Source organism: Bradyrhizobium sp. 2TAF36 (assembly GCF_052114925.1).
Classification (GTDB): Bacteria; Pseudomonadota; Alphaproteobacteria; order Rhizobiales; family Xanthobacteraceae; genus Bradyrhizobium; species Bradyrhizobium barranii.
In genome coordinates, this window is record NZ_JBFRFR010000078.1 from 22,149 (window position 1) to 39,319 (window position 17,171).

Annotated in this window: 16 protein-coding genes; 8 read left to right on the forward strand and 8 right to left on the reverse strand. The window is 58.5% G+C overall.

Going from position 1 to position 17,171, the window contains the following annotated elements; translation table 11 throughout:
• The first annotated feature begins 142 nt into the window (after positions 1-142).
• The 7 genes from AB4Z51_RS35205 to AB4Z51_RS35235 all read left to right on the forward strand — a co-directional run bounded on the left by AB4Z51_RS35205 (position 143) and on the right by AB4Z51_RS35235 (position 7,839).
• Complete coding sequence (locus AB4Z51_RS35205) at positions 143-3,064, forward strand: monovalent cation/H+ antiporter subunit A (RefSeq protein ID WP_441498939.1); 2,922 nt, start codon at positions 143-145, stop codon at positions 3,062-3,064.
• On the forward strand, positions 3,064-3,405 hold the full coding sequence (locus AB4Z51_RS35210) for a Na+/H+ antiporter subunit C (protein WP_063985058.1): 342 nt from the start codon (positions 3,064-3,066) through the stop codon (positions 3,403-3,405). The genes AB4Z51_RS35205 and AB4Z51_RS35210 overlap by 1 nt, the downstream gene beginning before the upstream one ends.
• Positions 3,402-5,033: a monovalent cation/H+ antiporter subunit D gene (locus AB4Z51_RS35215; protein WP_441498940.1), complete on the forward strand. Its 1,632-nt coding sequence runs from the start codon at positions 3,402-3,404 to the stop codon at positions 5,031-5,033. The genes AB4Z51_RS35210 and AB4Z51_RS35215 overlap by 4 nt, the downstream gene beginning before the upstream one ends.
• Positions 5,030-5,518: a Na+/H+ antiporter subunit E gene (locus AB4Z51_RS35220; RefSeq protein ID WP_441498941.1), complete on the forward strand. Its 489-nt coding sequence runs from the start codon at positions 5,030-5,032 to the stop codon at positions 5,516-5,518. The genes AB4Z51_RS35215 and AB4Z51_RS35220 overlap by 4 nt, the downstream gene beginning before the upstream one ends.
• The gene (locus AB4Z51_RS35225) at positions 5,515-5,796 is read left to right on the forward strand and encodes a K+/H+ antiporter subunit F (RefSeq protein WP_063985060.1); all 282 of its coding nucleotides are present in this window, start codon (positions 5,515-5,517) and stop codon (positions 5,794-5,796) included. Before AB4Z51_RS35220 ends, AB4Z51_RS35225 begins: the two co-directional genes overlap by 4 nt.
• Positions 5,793-6,143, forward strand: coding sequence for a monovalent cation/H(+) antiporter subunit G (gene mnhG / locus AB4Z51_RS35230; protein ID WP_063985061.1), 351 nt, complete (start codon positions 5,793-5,795; stop codon positions 6,141-6,143). Before AB4Z51_RS35225 ends, mnhG begins: the two co-directional genes overlap by 4 nt.
• A 799-nt stretch (positions 6,144-6,942) precedes the next feature.
• Entirely contained in the window at positions 6,943-7,839 is an 897-nt protein-coding gene (locus tag AB4Z51_RS35235) for a universal stress protein (RefSeq protein WP_441498942.1), read from the forward strand.
• A 202-nt stretch (positions 7,840-8,041) separates the two neighbouring features.
• Here the strand turns inward: AB4Z51_RS35235 and AB4Z51_RS35240 are convergent, their stop codons facing one another.
• From AB4Z51_RS35240 to AB4Z51_RS35250, 3 genes are all read right to left on the reverse strand, one after another.
• Positions 8,042-8,218 (reverse strand): hypothetical protein, encoded by a 177-nt coding sequence (locus tag AB4Z51_RS35240; RefSeq protein ID WP_161495740.1) that lies wholly within the window; start codon positions 8,216-8,218, stop codon positions 8,042-8,044.
• A gap of 546 nt (positions 8,219-8,764) precedes the next feature.
• Positions 8,765-9,631 carry a class II fructose-bisphosphate aldolase gene (locus AB4Z51_RS35245; RefSeq protein WP_283016390.1) on the reverse strand — a complete coding sequence of 289 codons (867 nt, stop codon included), beginning with the start codon at positions 9,629-9,631 and terminating at the stop codon, positions 8,765-8,767.
• A gap of 319 nt (positions 9,632-9,950) precedes the next feature.
• Positions 9,951-10,589 carry an HD domain-containing protein gene (locus tag AB4Z51_RS35250; RefSeq protein WP_063985064.1) on the reverse strand — a complete coding sequence of 213 codons (639 nt, stop codon included), beginning with the start codon at positions 10,587-10,589 and terminating at the stop codon, positions 9,951-9,953.
• 583 nt (positions 10,590-11,172) lie between these two features.
• Here AB4Z51_RS35250 and AB4Z51_RS35255 point away from each other — a divergent pair.
• On the forward strand, positions 11,173-12,129 hold the full coding sequence (locus AB4Z51_RS35255; RefSeq protein WP_063985065.1) for an NADP-dependent oxidoreductase: 957 nt from the start codon (positions 11,173-11,175) through the stop codon (positions 12,127-12,129).
• A 333-nt stretch (positions 12,130-12,462) separates the two neighbouring features.
• Here the strand turns inward: AB4Z51_RS35255 and AB4Z51_RS35260 are convergent, their stop codons facing one another.
• The 5 genes from AB4Z51_RS35260 to AB4Z51_RS35280 all read right to left on the reverse strand — a co-directional run.
• Positions 12,463-13,227, reverse strand: coding sequence for an HD domain-containing protein (locus AB4Z51_RS35260; RefSeq protein ID WP_135216186.1), 765 nt, complete (start codon positions 13,225-13,227; stop codon positions 12,463-12,465).
• 132 nt (positions 13,228-13,359) lie between these two features.
• Positions 13,360-13,797, reverse strand: coding sequence for a DsrE family protein (locus AB4Z51_RS35265; protein WP_135216187.1), 438 nt, complete (start codon positions 13,795-13,797; stop codon positions 13,360-13,362).
• A gap of 54 nt (positions 13,798-13,851) precedes the next feature.
• Complete coding sequence (locus tag AB4Z51_RS35270) at positions 13,852-14,823, reverse strand: MBL fold metallo-hydrolase (protein WP_135216188.1); 972 nt, start codon at positions 14,821-14,823, stop codon at positions 13,852-13,854.
• A 1,748-nt stretch (positions 14,824-16,571) separates the two neighbouring features.
• Entirely contained in the window at positions 16,572-16,760 is a 189-nt protein-coding gene (locus tag AB4Z51_RS35275; protein WP_135216189.1) for a DUF2474 domain-containing protein, read from the reverse strand.
• The coding region (locus AB4Z51_RS35280; RefSeq protein WP_441498943.1) for a cytochrome d ubiquinol oxidase subunit II at positions 16,717-17,171 on the reverse strand (455 nt) is incomplete at its 5' end. The genes AB4Z51_RS35280 and AB4Z51_RS35275, both read right to left, overlap by 44 nt.

Genomic DNA, 17,171 nt, shown 5'->3' on the forward strand with positions numbered 1-17,171 from the left:
GTCCGCCAGAATGGCGGTTTCCGGGTCAAACCAATCACAATGGCGCTAAATCTAGCAGTGGAGATATCGATCCGCCTCGGCTAAGCAATTGAGGATCAGCGAAGCATCTCTCCACCTCGCAGCCTGGGGCAATGAAACGCAAATGTTCCTGCTTGCCGTTCTTGTCCTTCCTTTCGCAGGAAGCTTTATTGCGGCACTCTTGCGGGTCAATGCACGCAACGCTGAAGCATGGCTCGCTGGATCGATCGCACTTACAGCTTTTTGCCTCATCGGCGCGGCTTATCCGAACGTGACGAATGGCCGCGTTGTCGGGTGGCGAACGGACTGGGTCGCTGAACTTGGACTCGCATTTGTGCTGAGGCTTGACGGGTTCGCATGGGCCTTCGCCATGCTGATCACCGGCATCGGCTTTCTGGTGGTGCTGTATGCCCGCTACTACATGTCACCCAGTGATCCCGTTCCGCGGTTTTTCTCCCTCCTGCTCGCCTTCATGGGGGCAATGCTTGGAATCGTGCTCTCCGGCAACCTGCTGCAACTTGTTTTTTTCTGGGAGCTGACCAGTCTCTTTTCATTCCTGCTGATCAGTTACTGGCACCACAACGCGGCTGCGAGAGACGGCGCGCGCATGGCGCTGGTGATCACGTCGACGGGCGGGCTTTGCCTCTTCGCTGGCGTGCTGCTGATCGGGCACATCGTCGGCAGCTATGACCTGGAGCAGGTGCTGGCTTCCGGCAACGTGATCCGTTCGCACGCGCTTTATGTCCCCGCACTCGTTCTGATCCTTCTCGGCGCTCTGACCAAAAGCGCGCAATTCCCGTTYCAYTTCTGGCTGCCGCACGCGATGGCCGCTCCAACTCCCGTTTCCGCTTATCTCCATTCGGCAACAATGGTGAAAGCCGGAGTGTTCCTTCTGGTGCGGCTCTGGCCGGCAATGGGTGGAACGAATGAATGGCTGTGGCTGGTGGGCTCGATCGGCCTGATCACGTTTTTTCTGGGCGCGTTTCTCGCCGTGTTCCAGCAGGATCTGAAGGGGCTACTGGCCTACTCGACGATCAGCCATCTCGGACTGATCACGCTTTTGACCGGACTCGATACCCCATTCGGGCAGATCGCGGCGATTTTCCATATCATGAACCACGCGACCTTTAAGGCATCGCTGTTCATGGCGGCCGGCATCATCGATCACGAAACCGGCACGCGCGACATCCGCCGCCTTAGCGGGCTATGGGCCTTCATGCCGATTACGGCGACGCTGGCCATGGTGGCTGCCGCGGCAATGGCGGGAGTGCCGTTGCTGAACGGTTTTCTGTCGAAGGAGATGTTTTTTGCCGAGACGATCGAGGTCCATGACAATTCCCTCGTCGATCAGGCGCTGCCGTACATCGTCACTCTCGCCAGCACGTTCACGGTTGCCTATTCACTGCGCTTTATTCGCGACGTGTTCTTCGGCCCGGCTCCAACCGGCTTGCCACGCGTTCCACATGAGCCGCCCCTGTTGATGCGACTTCCGGCCGAACTGCTCGTGCTGGCATGCCTCGTCGTCGGCGTCGCGCCGGCTCTCACCGTAGCGCCGATCCTCGATACGGCTGCTCGGGCGGTTCTCGGCTCCGCGATGCCGGAGTACAGCCTTCGTCTCTGGCACGGAATTACGCCCGAACTTCTGATGAGCATAGTAGCGATGGTCGGGGGGTTGGGCGTCTACGTCATGCTGCGCTCCTACCTGCTCGTGCACGAGGGACCGCCGTTGCTCGGTCGCATCAACGGTAAGCGGATCTTTGACTGGGTGTTGGTGACGTTGTCCTGGCGCCTTGCGCGATGGCTCGCCACCAATCTCGGGACGAGACACCTCCAACCACAATTGCGAATCTTGGCTGGCGTGGCGTTCGTCGCTGCCCTGCTACCCCTGTACGCCCGCGGCCTCTCGCTGACGGGACCATCAGGGCGTGAATTCGACCTCGTCTTCGGATCACTCTGGGTGGTGGGCGTCGGTTGCGCGGTAGGAGCCGCGGTCCAGGCCAAATTTCATCGGGTGGTCGCGCTGATACTGCTCGGGACCGTGGGCCTCGTCACCTGCGTCAGCTTCGTCTGGCTGTCCGCTCCCGATGTCGCGCTGACGCAGATCGTCGTTGAGACGGTTACGACGGTTCTCCTATTGCTCGGCTTGCGGTGGCTGCCAAAACGCATTGCTCAATCAAGCCCGGACGAGGCACGCGGCAGCATTCGGTGGCACCGCGCTCGCGACTTCTCCATCGCGCTCCTCGCCGGGCTCGGTTTGGCCACCCTCGCTCTGGCAGCTATGCAGCTCCCGGATAATCACAGCATTTCACGATACTTCGTGGAAAACGCATACACGAAGGGTGGCGGAACCAATGTGGTGAACGTCATCCTGGTTGATTTCCGCGGGTTCGATACGCTCGGCGAGATCACGGTGCTTGCGGTCGTCGCACTGACCGTCTTCGCGCTTTTGCGCCGTTTCCGTCCGGCCCCCGAAAGCATTCCCGTTCCCGAACAGCAGCATGCCCAGGATACCCACGACGAGGCTCATCCCGATCGACAGAAGGGCGACACTGCCAAGGACACGCTTGCTACCGCGGCATTGATGATGGGGCTGCTGTTTCCCGTGATCGGCGTCGTGGCCATTTTCCTTCTATTGCGCGGGCACGACCTTCCGGGCGGCGGCTTCGTCGCCGGCATCGCAATGGCGACAGCGTTCATCCTGCAATATATGGCTCGCGGCACGGTTTGGGTGGAAGCTCGTCTTCACGTCATGCCGGTGCGTTGGATGGGTTTCGGCCTCTTGCTGGCAGGGTGTGCGGGAGCTGCCGCCTGCGTTTTCGGACACCCCTTCCTGACCTCGTACTTTGCATATGCCGAATTGCCTCTGCTCGGTCGCGTCCCCACGGCCAGCGCTCTTCTCTTCGATATCGGTGTGTTCTCGCTCGTCGTCGGCGCCACGGTCTTGATGCTCATCGCAATCGCGCATCAATCGCTGCGTCGCTACGGCGTGCCGCTCCAGGCGGGGCAACGCGGGCCCGGTGAGCGACCGAAAGAGGGGTTGGTGTAATGGAGCTTAGCCTGGCCATCGGCATAGGTGCGCTTGCGGCGTCCGGCGTGTGGCTGGTCCTCAGGCCGCGCACGTTTCAAGTCATCATCGGGCTTTCGTTGCTCTCTTACGCCGTCAACCTCTTCATCGTGGCCATGGGGCGGGCGCGGACGGGAGCGCCGGTGCTGATCGCAAAGGAGATCGGGGATGCAATGAAACATGCTGACCCGCTACCACAGGCGCTCGTATTGACTGCAATCGTCATCAGTTTTGCGACGACGGCGCTGTTCCTTGTCGTTCTCCTCGCGTCGCGCGGCCTGGCTCGCACCGATCACGTCGACGGTCAGGAGCCCGAGGCGTGAGCGGAATCGCAAATCTGGTCGTTGCGCCCATCGTCCTGCCCCTGCTTGCCGGTGCAGGCATGCTGCTCTTGAATGGAGAGCGGCACCGCAACATAGTGGCATCCGTCAATGTCGCCGCAACGGTTGCACTCGTTTGCGTCGCGATGATCTTGCTCGGAATGTCTGATTCGGGTCACCCCGGAATCAGGGAAGTTTATCGCCTGGGCGATTGGCCCGCTCCTTTCGGAATTGTCCTCGTTCTCGATCGGCTCTCCGCGCTCATGCTGCTCCTGACCAGCATCCTGGCGTTGGCGTCGGTTGTGTTCTCTCTTGCCCGTTGGCACCGGACAGGCGCGCATTTCCATCCGCTCTTTCAGTTTCTGTTGATGGGCCTCAATGGTGCCTTCCTGACCGGCGATCTCTTCAACCTGTTTGTCTTCTTCGAGTTATTGCTGGCCGCTTCGTACGGCCTTCTGCTGCATGGTTCCGGTCTCGCACGGGTGAAAGCTGGGTTGCACTACATCGTCGTCAATCTGGTCGCGTCGCTGTTGTTCCTGATCGGGGTCAGCCTGATCTATGGCGTCACCGGGACGCTCAATATGGCGGACCTCTCGGCGCGGATACCTACAATCGCTGCGGAGAGCCGCGGTTTGCTCGAAGCAGGCGCCGGCATGCTGGCGGTGGCCTTCCTGCTCAAGGCCGGCATGTGGCCCCTGTGTTTCTGGCTGCCGACGGCCTACGCAGCCGCGAGTCCACCGGTGGCGTCGATCTTTGCGCTCATGACCAAGGTCGGCGCGTATATCATCCTGCGTCTATCGCTGTTGCTTTTTGGTGAGGGCAGCGGCGCGTCAGCGGGCTTCGGTAGTGACTGGCTGTTGTGGGGCGGGTTGGCGACGATCGCATTCGGAGCAATCGGCACATTGGCATCCCAGGACACCGCCCGTCTCGGCGGCTTTTCGGTGCTGGTATCCTCCGGAACCGTACTGGCAGCCACAGGGACCGGACAAGTCAGTGTCACCGGTGGAGCACTGTTTTACCTGGTCAGCTCGACTCTCGGCATCAGCGCGTTCTTCCTTCTGGCCGAACTCATCGAGCGCGGCCGCGAACCCGGAGCTGATGTGATCGCCGTCACCCGGGAAGCTTATGGAGAAGATGATGACGCGGACGATACGGAAGAGGAGGTCGGCATGGCCATTGTGGCCACGATGGGGTTGCTCGGCGTCGCCTTTATGGGGTGCGCGCTAGTCATCGCCGGGCTCCCGCCGCTGTCGGGGTTCATAGCCAAATTCGCGCTGCTGACGGCGGCGCTTCGTCCTGCAGACATGCATCCGGGCGGTGCCGTTCCTGGCAGTGGATGGGCGCTCCTGTTGGCGCTCCTCGTATCCAGTTTCGCGGCGTTGGTCGCGCTGACCCGAGCAGGTATACGCTCCTTCTGGGCCTCGCCAGATCGCGCCGTGCCGCGTGTGCGCTTGATCGAGATGGCGCCCATCATGTTCCTGTTGATCATTTGCGCGGCCCAGACAGTGCTCGCCGGTCCGGTGATGCGTTTCATGCAGGCAACGGCGCAATCGCTGCACGCGCCGGCGGGCTACGTCAGCGACGTCCTGGAGATCAGCGCCCAAGGCAGTCGAAAGGCGGGYGGCAAATGACGCGATTCCTGCCCTTTCCGCGGATGAGCTTCTGTCTGCTCGCATTGTGGCTACTGCTCAATCAGGCAGTCACGATCGGACATGTCCTCCTCGGTTGTGTGATTGCGCTCGTCGGCGGGCGGTTTCTCACCGTACTGGAGTTACCAAGCACGCGCGTCAGGCGACCCGGCGTCCTTCTACGCCTGCTGGGATTGGTGGYGATTGATATCATCCGCTCCAACTTGGCGGTTGGCCGGATCATTCTCGGTTTTGGGCGCCGACAGCGAAAATCCGGATTCGTGAACGTTCCGCTCGATATGCGCAATCCCTACGGACTGGCGTTGCTGGCCTGCATCATTACCTCGAGCCCCGGAACGCTGTGGGTGAACTTCGATGCACAGAAGGGTTTGTTGATGATCCATGTTCTGGACCTGGTCGATGAAGCCGAGTGGATCCGCACGATCAAGCAGCGCTACGAACGCCATCTGCTGGAGATATTCGAATGAGCCAGCTCTTGCTGATCTACGCGCTTTCCGCCGCGCAGGTACTTCTGGTGTTGGCTATCGGCTGTGGCGTGGTCCGCATCTTTCGCGGGCCGCGGGCACAGGATCGCGTTTTGGGCTTCGACACGTTGTCCGTGAACGCGATGTTGTTGCTTCTGACGTTCGGGATTCGATCCGGCGAAACGCTCTATTTCGAAGCGGCCCTGGCCATGGCCCTCTTCGGTTTTGTTGGTACGGTTGCGCTGGCGAAGTTTCTGCTGCGCGGCGAGGTGATGGAATGAACGGCATCGAACACCTGCCGCCCTGGGCTGCGGCTCTCACGGCATTTCTCCTGCTTGTTGGCGCCGCCGTCACACTGGTCGGTTCGCTGGGCCTTTTGCGGCTCGGCACATTCTACGAGCGGGTCCACGCGCCGACGCTCGGGACAACGCTGGGCACCGTATTCATTGCAGCTGCTTCAATCGTTTGCTTTTCGGTACTTCAGAGCAGGCCAGTGCTGCACGAAATCCTAATCATCGGGCTTGGCGTGGTAACCACGCCTATTGCCTTGACCGTATTGGTGGGCGCAGCGCGATTTCGCGATACTGCCGAAAAGAGTGCGCAGGTTCGCGGACCAGAGGGCAATTAGCGCGAGACGCGCGATTTCTTGCAGCAGGTTCCTTGACCGGCGAGTCGGCCAATCCAGGCTAAATGTCGCATTTGATTTCCTGCATCGCATGGCCACCTCTAAGTGCATGATGTATGATGCTGAGTAGTAAACGAGTTCGCCGAAGTCTTTGCAGATTGGCCGCCTGATCGGAGGCAATCAGCCCCGAACTCAGTGCACGTCGCGGCCGCGAGGGCTCTAGCTCGCTGCCCCGCAGGGCGATGCACATGCCGCTGGCAAACAAGCCGTACGGCAAACAGAGGCAGTGATGACTACAACGCTACGACGCCGGATTTATAGGACCCAGCTGCAGATCCGCCGGTAACCCGGACGATGCCACATCGTCCGGGACGGCACCTCAATAGTTCTGCAACCAAAGCCGGGAGTTTCTCATGTCAGTGTTTTTCGCGCTGCTCGTCCTGACCTCATGGGTCATGTTCATCTGGATTTCAGATCCCGATGGTTTCCGCGAGGCATTCGCTCGCCGCCAACCGCCAATTCCTCACGACCCTAAAAGGTGACGTTGAGAGGTTCACCTCCGTCACCGCGTACAACAGTTGCTTATGAGCGAGAAAAATATCGTGCTCCGGATGTTCGCGGCGCGATGCTTGGTTGCTTCTCGGCTACAGATCGTCGGTCCAAGCCAATCTGGTGGATTAGATTGAACGAAGCCGGCACGCGACAGCGTCATAGGCCCTCCGCAAGGCAACCGAATTGCCGCGCTGGTCGAACTTGGCAAGCCATCGTTCTTGCTGCCGTTCGCAATTACAAGGATTATGACATGAACATCGTAGCTGCGACAGATTTCTCGACGCGCTCCAACCGCGCTCTGCGGAAGGCCGGCCTCTCAGCGCGCTCCCTTGATGCAAAGCTGCACCTTGTTCATGTCGTCGACGATGATCAGCCAAAAGAGCTGGTCCGCATCGAAGAGCGTGAGGCACAACGGGTGCTGGTTGAGCAGATCGTATCCATGCCGGAGCTGCAAAACGTTCAGTGCTATCCGACTGTGGTCAAGGGCCATCCTTTTGACGGGATACTGCGAGCGGCTGCAGCAGCCGACGCGGATCTCGTTGTAATGGGAGCCCATCGCAAGCAGTTTCTGCGCGATATCTTCACGGGCACCACAATCGAGCGTGTTATTCGCGGAGGAAGGTATCCTGTTCTGATGGTGAACAACGAGGCGCAGCGGCGCTATGAACGCGCTCTAGTGCCAGTTGATATGTCGGATACATCGGCCGATGCAATTCGCGTGGGCCTGTCCACCGGACTCTTGGCGGAGGGCACGATTCTTCACGCCTTCTCGCCGATGGCGAAAACGCGATTGCTCAGCTCTGGTGCGAGCGGGGCTGTAATCAGCGGATATGTCGATAGCGAGCGTCAAAAGGCAATGGAGGAGCTGACGAAGTTTCTGGTGACGAACAAGCTCGGCACGCAACGATGGTTTCTCCAGGTCGCCGAGGGCGGGCCTATGCAGGTCATCACCCGTGCTGTTTCGGAGAGGCGGCCTGACATGCTGGTGATGGGCACGCACGGCCGATCTGGCATGCTTCGGGCGTTGATCGGGAGCGTAACGGAAGAAGTCCTGCGTTCGTTGAACGTGGACGTTCTCGTTGTTCCTCCCGGCGGCTCTGAACGCACAATAGCAAATTCACCGATCGCCCCTGCCCCAAAGGCGTGACGCGTGCCGCGGCTCATCGCTCGCGAGCGAGTCATGCGCGCTCCGCCTGCAAACCGGCGGCGATCTGGCAAGAGACCCCCAAGAAATCGACGCCGTCTCTTGGTCTCCGCCCGCGCTAGGCGTCGGCCAGCCGTGTTCGCAGGGCCGGCGACCCCTCCTTTCAGCGAACAACGGCTCCCACTCTGCCGGGTTGGTCGATAGACTAGCGGCGTCTTCGTTCAGCGTCGCGCGCAGCCGGCTTTGCTGCGTGTGGTTTAGTCGAGCCCCGCGTGATTTTCAACGGATCGCTGGCCGGAAAGGTTTGCTGCAATTGCCGGTCCAGCTCCTCGTCGAGTTCTCGCTTCTCCCGCTGCTCCGATGTTTCGTAGTGCTTTGGCATTGCTCAATCTCCGCGTTTAGCACTTGGTGACCGGCCGTCTGCCACCAAAGAATTGTGGCGCCAAATACGCACAGTTGACGTTAAAGCGAGCGGAATTGAGGATTTAGAATCAACAAAGATCTTGGGGCAACAGCGCAGTGCTCGGGGCACCAATGCGGAGTTCGTGGTGCCGAGGCGCTCTACACCGGCAGGTTGCAGTCTGGTGATGCACTGCGCAAGCGCATGCAACGCTTCGAGTACCTGGCCCTGCGCTGTTGCGCCTAAGATCGGGCATTCCTGTCGGGGTGACGTAGATCCGGCGGATCAATTGTCCGGTCCGGGTCAATCGCTGCACGGGCGAGCCAGCGGTAAGTCCGGCTAATGTCGGCCATCCCGCCGAAAGCGGAAGTAACTTCAGAACATTTGCAATAGGCCGGTGCGGGTCGAATGCCTTGACGTGTTGAAGCTCTGAAATCGGAACCTCGAATCATGCGCTAGGAACTCAGCGACTGTGAGTGGCCGCCATTCCACCGACAAGAGCGAGAGCAACCCTCTAAAGATCGAGTCTCAGAGCTTGTTGAACAATTTCAATCGAGAGTACACCAGTCGACGCGTCGCTTCCACGACTGCGGGCAGGATCTTGTACGGAACCACTTCATCCGGCATAGCTGACAGCGCGTCATCCAGGCTACGACGCCAAGCCACCCTGAGCTCAGTGTTCACATGAATAATGTTTATGCCGGCATCTATGGCACTGACGAAATCGACATCCTCCGTTCCCGACCCGCCATGAAGCGTAAGCAACGTCCCAGTGGCTCGCTTGATGGCCGCAATCCTTTCAATGTCCAGGTGCTTTCTAGTCTTTCCCTCAACCATGCTCCGCAGCATGCCGTGCATGTTGCCGACCGCAGGGGCCAAGATGTGTATACCGGTCGCCTCGACAAAGGCCTTGGCCTGCTCCGGATCAGTTAACCCGCGGCTGAAATCAGGGGCAGCATCATGGATCCGCGAGCCCGTTCCGATGTCGCCGATTTCACCTTCTATCAGGATCGACGGATTGATGTCTTTGAGCATTTCAACCGCTGCTTTGGTTTTCCGGATATTTTCGTCGATCGGAAGAGCTGAGAGATCGAACACGATGGAATTGAAGCCAACTTTTGCGGCGGCCATCGCCGATTCCAACGAGTGGGTGTGATCGGCGTTAAGATAGACTGGGAGTCCTTCGCCATCGCGGAAGCTTGCGACCAGAGCCGATATTTGCCTATCACCGAGAAGCTCGCGTTCGCCCTCTGAAACCCCGACGACGACAGGAACCTGCAGGTCCTTGGCCGCCGCCACGATGCCCTTCAGTGTCCATAGATCCGATACATTGAAGTGACCGACCGCGATCTTCTTCTTTTGGGCGTCCTGATAGGTTGTAAGCAGATTTTTCACTATTCCCTCCCAATACGAGCGGACGATTGCCGACTGAATAATTTTGTCGATGTTCGAGCCATCGAGACATTTGTGGCCTAGCCTGCGCAGATCGATACCGAAATCCGCTGCAGTAACAGACGGCGCGCCCTGGAGCGGGAGTGCCAGCGCAACACCGATCAGCTGGCGCGCCAGCCATCGTCAAGCCGATTACTGTGAACTACAGTGCGACTGTCGAGGAAGCTCGCACGGATAATTCACGTGCTGTTGTGTTTCCCGAGTGCTGCAACAGCGTAGCGATCGCCCCCGACCACCTCCAGATGGCCGGCGGCTGGCAGGGTCAGCTATGCCACGGGTTGTTGTGGATCCAAGTGCACGCGTTTGGCTTGCGAAATGTGGGATCGCGATATTCGATGTAGTCGAAGTTCACCGTCCCGAACGTTGTCTGAGGCTTCTTTAAAGCCGAGCAAGTCTGAACCTCGATAAATTCGCTCTTGAAATTACCGCGGGGAAAAGCCGCGATGACTTGGTCGCGTTGCTCTGGCGTGTACTCATCATATCCAATCCCGACGACGTCCACCAAAACACCCGCGTTTGTGAGAGCGATCTCGGGCCGCATATACTGGGGGATACCAGGCGTGGTGTGTAGGGCGATGGCTTCCCACACCAGATCCGCCTTCGATTCGGAAATGCCATGGCTCTTGAGAAATTCGCGCGCTGCATCTGCGCCATCGACTTCAAAACGTTTTGTCTCGGTATGATAGGTGTCGATAAGGCCCAAGTCATGAAACAGCGCAGCGACATAGAGCAGTTCAGAGTCGAATTTCAGGTTCTGGCGGACACCCTTCATCGCACCAAACACAAAGACTCGAACCGAGTGGTTAAACAACATCTCGGTTTCGTGGTGCCGCACCAGTTCGGTGGCTTCGCGCGCGATCTTGCTATCCGGAATCTTAATGCCGAAACTTACGTCGTTCATTGTTAAACTCCTGTCTTGTGCGCGCTGAACTGCCGACAGCACCGCAATTCATGCCCGCCGACGCTTTAGATCGATACCCACAAGGTAACCCGCGAATGTTGGACCGGAAGTACCCTTCGGTATGACGATACTGCAGTGCGATTGAGGCTGAAAGCAGGGTCTCGCTCGGGCAGTGTGGCTGTCGTTTTCTGATCAGCGGTCCCTGTTCTCGTGGTGCACTCCATGGATTAGGGGCGGCTTGAAGCTCCTGAGGAAGCTCGCCACCCAAATCAAAGAAATGTGCAGGACGCCAAGTACAAACCGCGGGAAATTCACTTCCTGCGAGTAAGGATCAGATGTAGGGAAATTGCGCGAGAGCTGGTTGATGACCAGCTATTGTCGTTCCCGGTCTAGAATTTTAAAATGCGATAAAGGCTACGAAGCCCATCTCTCAAACACGCAGAATCTTGCGGGTTGTGGAGAGCGCCGAGCGTAGGTGTGACTTTTGAACTCGGCAATAGCGCAAGCCGGCGGCTGACTCACATCTTGGTAGGAGTCAAGAATGGGAAGCACTCTCGTCGGTAATGGTCCTGCTGATTCTTCTATGTTGGCATGGCGAGTACACAAATTCGGCGCGCCGGACGTGATGATATTTGAACGGGTCCCAAGGCCAGATCCTGGTCCGGGCGAAGTTCTTGTCGATGTTCACGCAGCAGGCGTCGGTCCCTGGGACGGCTGGATCAGGGCCGGCAAGAGCGCGTTGCCGCAGCCTCTTCCTCTCACGCTCGGCTCCGATCTGTCCGGAACGGTCGCGGCCGTGGGATCGGGCATTTCGGACCTGGCTGTCGGAGATCAGGTTTACGGAGTGACCAACACTCAGTTCCTTGGTGCTTACGCAGAATACGCGGTGGCCTATGCTGCGATGCTTGCGAAGAAACCAAGCTCGCTGAGCTATGCCGAAGCGGCTTCCGTTCCCGTCGTTGCGGTCACGGCGTGGCAAGGTCTGTTCGACCACGCTCGCCTCGAAGCCGGGCAGACGGTTGTCATTCATGGAGCTGCGGGAAACGTTGGAGCCTACGCGGTTCAGCTCGCTCGTCGCGCTCGGCTTCGTTCAATCGCGACGGCTGGGGCGAAGGACGTCGAGTACGTGAGGTCCCTCGGTGCCGACGAAGTATTGGACTATCATACGCAACGCTTCGAGGAAGAGGTGAAGGACGCGGACGCGGTACTGGATCTCGTCGGGGGCGAAACGCAAATGCGTTCTTTTCAGGTTCTTCGCTCGGGCGGCAAGCTGATCTCCGCTGTGTCCCAGCCCGATCAAGACCGCGCAAAGTCCCGCGGGGTCACCGCAGCCTTCTTCTTGGTGGAAGTGACCACCGAGCGGCTGCGCACAATCGCCGATCTCATTGACCGCGGCGAACTGAAAACCCGCGTCGGTGTAGTTCTGCCTCTCGCCGATGCGCGAGACGCGCACATGATGTTAGAAGGCCGACGATCACCGCCGAAAGGAAAGATCGTTCTCAACGTAGAGGCCACGGGCGAAGTCACCGCGCCCGCTTGAATTCGGGCTAACGATGAGCGTCGCGGCAAGCAGGTGTGGAGGGCCGCCAACTCCCGCGGGGACCGGGAACAATTGCTGAGAACGCTTTGGCTTGTGGGCTCTGCTTGTATCACCCATCGCTGGTGCCGTCGTCAACGCAGGTTTCAGCCCGTCGACCCAACGCCGAGCACATCGTCGCACTCAATCGCCAAGCTACGCGGAGGGACGCGCCTCATTCGACGTCGACGACAAAAGTCTGGTTTCGGCTTCAAGRTCTTCTTGTGAAACTCCGAAGCCTCTTCGAACTGAAAGCTCTCCATGTGGGAGAACCGGACCACTGAGGGATCGCTTCGCCTATTGCCCGACAGCCCAGCGCGACTTCCGCATCAGATTGCTGAAGTCCCTGCGACGGAAACCAGGGTCCTTGTAGGCCATTACATCGGCCAAACCGGTGCCTTGGGTGGTTTCAGGACGGTGCTTGAGGCTGTCGTAAAGGGCCTGCAGGAAGCCTTCCGCGAATTGTGGCGGACGCGGATAAACCGTCTCGACAGCGCTCCGCTGCGCGGCAGTGAAGTCGTCATAGCCGGCGCCGACAAGGTCCATGTTGGCTCCTTCGGCAAGAAGTGCCGCGATGGGGTACAGATGCGGGGAAATTCCATTTGTCGTATGCAGTGCGATCGCAAGCCAGACGCTCTGGCCATCAGCTTCCGAAATGCCGTGACTCCGCAAAAAATCGCGTGCGGCATTCGCGCCATCCACTTCATAGCGCAGGTGACTTTCCCCATAACTTGCAGTCAGTCCATAATCATGGAACATGGCCGCTATGTAGAGAAGTTCCGGATCAAAGGTCAGACCCTTGCGCTTTCCTGCCAAAGCAGCCCAATAGTAAACGCGCATGGAGTGCTGAAACAGCAAATCGTTTTCGGTATCGCGAATGACCTGAGCTGCATCGCGCGACAATTTGCTGTCCGGAATTCTTATCTCCGAAACCTCCTCGACGGCGTTCGGAACCGCTTCCGCAATTTTAGGCGTGACCGTTTCGGCCTGACCGTTTGGTGCCAAGGCGGATCCGGCGACCAATGCGAGGGCGGCCCAGGTGAGAGTGGTACGAACATTCATGTCGTTCTCCTCTGTAGCCGGAGATGGCGTGTATGGGGCTAGAACGTGCTTTCGCCCTGGCATCGACCATTGGAGTTTCCCTGTTGGAGGTCGAAAAGACTCGCCTCAGGCAAACAACACACGCTCTTGCGCTTATTCCGTAATCTTTACGAATCCCTGCTGAACGAGCTGTGTCGTCCTCGCCATGGCATCCGTATTGACTTTGATGCCGGGTAGCAGATCGGCATTGCCCCAGTTGTGAGCCTTCGCGGTCGCTCCGCACAGCTCGATACGCACACTGCGCTTCATCAGGTCTGCCACAAGGTCCTTATAGGGATTGCCGGTCGCGATATTTCGATCAGCGTTGTAAGCAGTGTCGTGCAGCGTCACGTGGCCGGCATTCGTGTGAAAGACGGCGATAACCTCCGATTCGGCCTTCGCGTGGGCGATGTCGTTGGTGATCAGCTGAAGGTGGAAAATGGAAGCCGGCAGATCGCCTTCGAACGCCAACGCGCCGATGCTATACACTGTCTTCACGTCCTTGAGCGTTACCTGAATATCGATGTGAAGCGGCTTCTCGGAGGCAGACATATCCATACTCCTTTCACTGGAAGAACGGGTGATGGCCATCATTTGAGRGGACCGTCAGACGCCCTCGTAAACCAGTCGGGTGAAGAGCGCCGGGGTGATGAGGAACTGGCCCCATATCGCATCGAACGCCGCGGTCGGCTTGGCGGCGATCGCGTCATCGAGCGATCGGCCCTGCTGCTTGAGCTTGCCGACATTGTCGCGGATTGCGATAAGCATGTCGCGGTAGGCCGCAAGTTCAACCTTGTTGCTGACAGGGTTGCCGTGCCCCGGGATGACGATCGTCTTGTCGGTTACGGCGGCAACATTCGCCTCGGCCGCCTTGATCATCCCGTCGATGTTTCCGCCGGTTGAATAGTCGATGAACGGATAGATGCCGTTCCAGTAGGTATCGCCACAATGAAAAATGTCCGCTTCGGGGATCGTCACCGATAAGTCGCTATCGGTGTGCGCGGGACCGTAATATTCAAGGAGAAGCGTGGACCGGTTGAGCTTCAGGGCTTTCTCAGACGAGAAGGTTTCGGTCGGAACGGCCGATAGCGGAGGAGACGGGAAGTTGAAATCCCAGTCCGCAACTCTCTGGGCAACTAGCAGATGCTTGTGGGTGTTCTCATGGGCGATGATGGCTGCCCCTTCCGCATTTAGCCATTGATTTCCGTCCGTGTGATCGAAGTGCCAGTGCGTGTTGATCAGGTGCGAAATTGGCTCGCGGCTCAAACTGTTCGCAGCCTCTAGGATGCGCGGACGGGATGCGGTGATGCCGGCGTCAATGAACACCTTGCCGTCGGCGCCTGTCATGACCGCGATATTGCCGCCAGAGCCCTCGAGGACGCTGACATTGTCGCGCAACTTATGGACTTTGATGGCCGCTTTGGCGGCGTCGTCGCGGATGAGGTCCACAATGTTGCGCGCTTCCGCGAAAGCCTGTCGCGGCGAGAGCCAGCCGCCCGTGGCCGCTACTGTAGTCGCCGCCACGCAGCACAGGCAGAATCCGCGTCGTGACATGATATCCTGGTTGAGGGTCACCATGGGTTTCTCCAATGGATGTCCGCAAACGGGCTAGCGCCACAACGCGGCGTCGCGCATGATGCTTGCGACGTGAATGATGGTCATGCGGAAAACGCCTGTTGGCCCACCATCATCTCTTCTGCAATGCTCTTCGTAGCCTTATCGCTATCGACTTAACCTTGCATATCCGGAGCGATAAGCGCAGATCCGTCGCCGAGCCGCTCAGTCCTCAGGAGGAACTCACGGTTGCTTTGCGGCCGCCGTGCATGCACAGAACCACGGGACCGTGACGTAATAAACCGTAACACCATTTGTCTTGATCCGCTTGTGAATCGTTTCCACGGAGCTACTATTGGAGTCCTGCATTCGTCCTTGGACTTGCTCTAGGACAGAGTTGCTCAGCTTTGGCAGATCTCGTCAGCCCCGCCGGTGCTGCTCTCGAGTTGGGGCGCAATCGCTGTATAGCAGCTTACCAAATTCTAGTTGGTCCTTTCTCGCGGGTCTTTCGAGATCGCACTTAAGATTAGACACACCGGCATGATCATCCTGATTGGCGACCCACAATCAAATCGACGGCCTCTCGAGGTTGCTCCTCCATGATCCAGTGCCCAGACTTCATTGTGGCAGCGCTCTAGACGTTTCTCGGGACGGCGCGCTCGCGTAGCTTGGGCAAATGTCCCTCGGAAGCGCCTTCTGCCCGTGGTGACCTTCGACTTTCGGACCGTCGCGCCTTACCGCCTTCGCAACTCACAAAATTCCCGCCGCTGGGTTTAGGCCAACGACGGGCAGTTCGCACGTTCCCCGCTATAGCGGGGCTCGGTGGCCGCGCCACAGCTGCAAGGCGGCGGCCCCCTGCAGTCTCCGCGATAGCCTCAAATCCAAGGACCTCCAGATGAGGCGACTTCGCCGCCTAGGTCGGAAGCACTGCGACCCATTTTTGGTGCTGGCCTGTTTCCGACCTTGTGGCCTAGTTTGAGTTTATGTCGGCCGGCAGACAGACGAGCCGCGTTAATTTCTGATTCACTTGTCCCATCATCTGCTGACGGGACAGATCCATGAACATGCCATTAAACGTGGCAGCCTCTCCTTTGCGAAAGCAAGCAGCCAATACGCTTCTCCGCGCGCGTAAACTTCCGCCCGGCCCTTACCGCAACGACCTACGCCAATTGGGCATGGGGCTGTTGAAGCTGTATAAGGGGGCCTCGGAGCTAACATTCGAACAATCGAGAGGAGAATGGAGTGTGACAAGTAACGCGCCTCACCTGATTGGCGAAGACGAAATCATCGGCCGGAGGGGGCGCAGTGAACTCGCGGACTTGCCGCTGGTCATTCAGCAGACGCGAGCGATAGTTGAGGCAAGTCGCAGTCGTTTGGAGCGAAGCCACCGATTGTTGCAGCAGCGATCTTACTCCGAGGAACTAAGGAAGTGAACTAGGGCCGCCTCGGTGGGACGGCCTCCCTGCTTTTCGAGCTCGCGAAAGTAGTCCAAAAGCTCCGCCTCGATCTCGCGGACATGGTTTGACGTGGGTCTGCGATAAACGCGGTCAACATCAACGCGCGCTCGGTCTTCTCTAGCGCTTTCAGAACAAAAAGTTCACCGCGAACTGTGTCTTTACTGGTTTGAAAGGGCGATCTCCCGAGTCACGCCGCAATTTTCAATTGTGAAAAGTCGCCCAAAGTCTGGATTTGAGCGATTTTGTCTTCGTGTAATTTGCGAGTTTAGACCACATACATTTAAGTCATTTCGCAACGTTAAAGTGCTCTCCGCCTCATATCGTCAATCCTGCTGCGCTCATCAGCAATCGGAACAGCAGCGCGACAATTCCCAGTGTTGCAACGCTCGCTGCCCAGATGATCACGAGCCAGCCCAGCCGGCTTCTCCAATCTGGTCGATGCTCTGAGGTCACGCGTGCTTCAATGATAGCCCTCGCCGGCCCGGACCTTACCGCGGAAGACATAGTAGGACCACGAAGTGTAGATCAGGATGAAGGGGATAATGAAAAGCGCGCCGACCAGCGTGAATCCGAGCGATTGAGGCGGACTTGCCGCCTGCCAGATTGAAATGGAAGGGGGAACGATGTTTGGCCAGAGGCTGATTGCCAGGCCGCTGTACCCCAGAAAAAGCAAGCACAACGCCAGCATGAATGGTGCCGCGTGATATCCGTTGGAGAGAGAACGAATCAGCAAGACCGTCGCGACCAATACCAGCAAAGGTACGGGCACGAAGAAAAGAAGGTTCGGAAAGGAGAACCATCTCTGTGCGACGTCAGGGTGAGCGAGCGGCGTCCAGATGCTCACAATGGTGATCGTCGCGATAAGCGCCAACGCTGCCGGTTTCGCCAGAAACGTCATCCGCCGTTGCAATTCGC

Coding starts and splice junctions, on each gene's coding strand:
- AB4Z51_RS35210 (WP_063985058.1), top strand. CDS start 3,064: ATGGAGCTTAGCCTGGCCATCGGCATAGGTGCGCTTGCGGCGTCCGGC.
- AB4Z51_RS35225 (WP_063985060.1), top strand. CDS start 5,515: ATGAGCCAGCTCTTGCTGATCTACGCGCTTTCCGCCGCGCAGGTACTT.
- mnhG (WP_063985061.1), top strand. CDS start 5,793: ATGAACGGCATCGAACACCTGCCGCCCTGGGCTGCGGCTCTCACGGCA.
- AB4Z51_RS35235 (WP_441498942.1), top strand. CDS start 6,943: ATGAACATCGTAGCTGCGACAGATTTCTCGACGCGCTCCAACCGCGCT.
- AB4Z51_RS35240 (WP_161495740.1), bottom strand. CDS start 8,218: ATGCCAAAGCACTACGAAACATCGGAGCAGCGGGAGAAGCGAGAACTC.
- AB4Z51_RS35250 (WP_063985064.1), bottom strand. CDS start 10,589: ATGAACGACGTAAGTTTCGGCATTAAGATTCCGGATAGCAAGATCGCG.
- AB4Z51_RS35255 (WP_063985065.1), top strand. CDS start 11,173: ATGTTGGCATGGCGAGTACACAAATTCGGCGCGCCGGACGTGATGATA.
- AB4Z51_RS35260 (WP_135216186.1), bottom strand. CDS start 13,227: ATGAATGTTCGTACCACTCTCACCTGGGCCGCCCTCGCATTGGTCGCC.
- AB4Z51_RS35265 (WP_135216187.1), bottom strand. CDS start 13,797: ATGTCTGCCTCCGAGAAGCCGCTTCACATCGATATTCAGGTAACGCTC.
- AB4Z51_RS35270 (WP_135216188.1), bottom strand. CDS start 14,823: ATGGTGACCCTCAACCAGGATATCATGTCACGACGCGGATTCTGCCTG.
- AB4Z51_RS35275 (WP_135216189.1), bottom strand. CDS start 16,760: ATGTCTTCCGCGGTAAGGTCCGGGCCGGCGAGGGCTATCATTGAAGCA.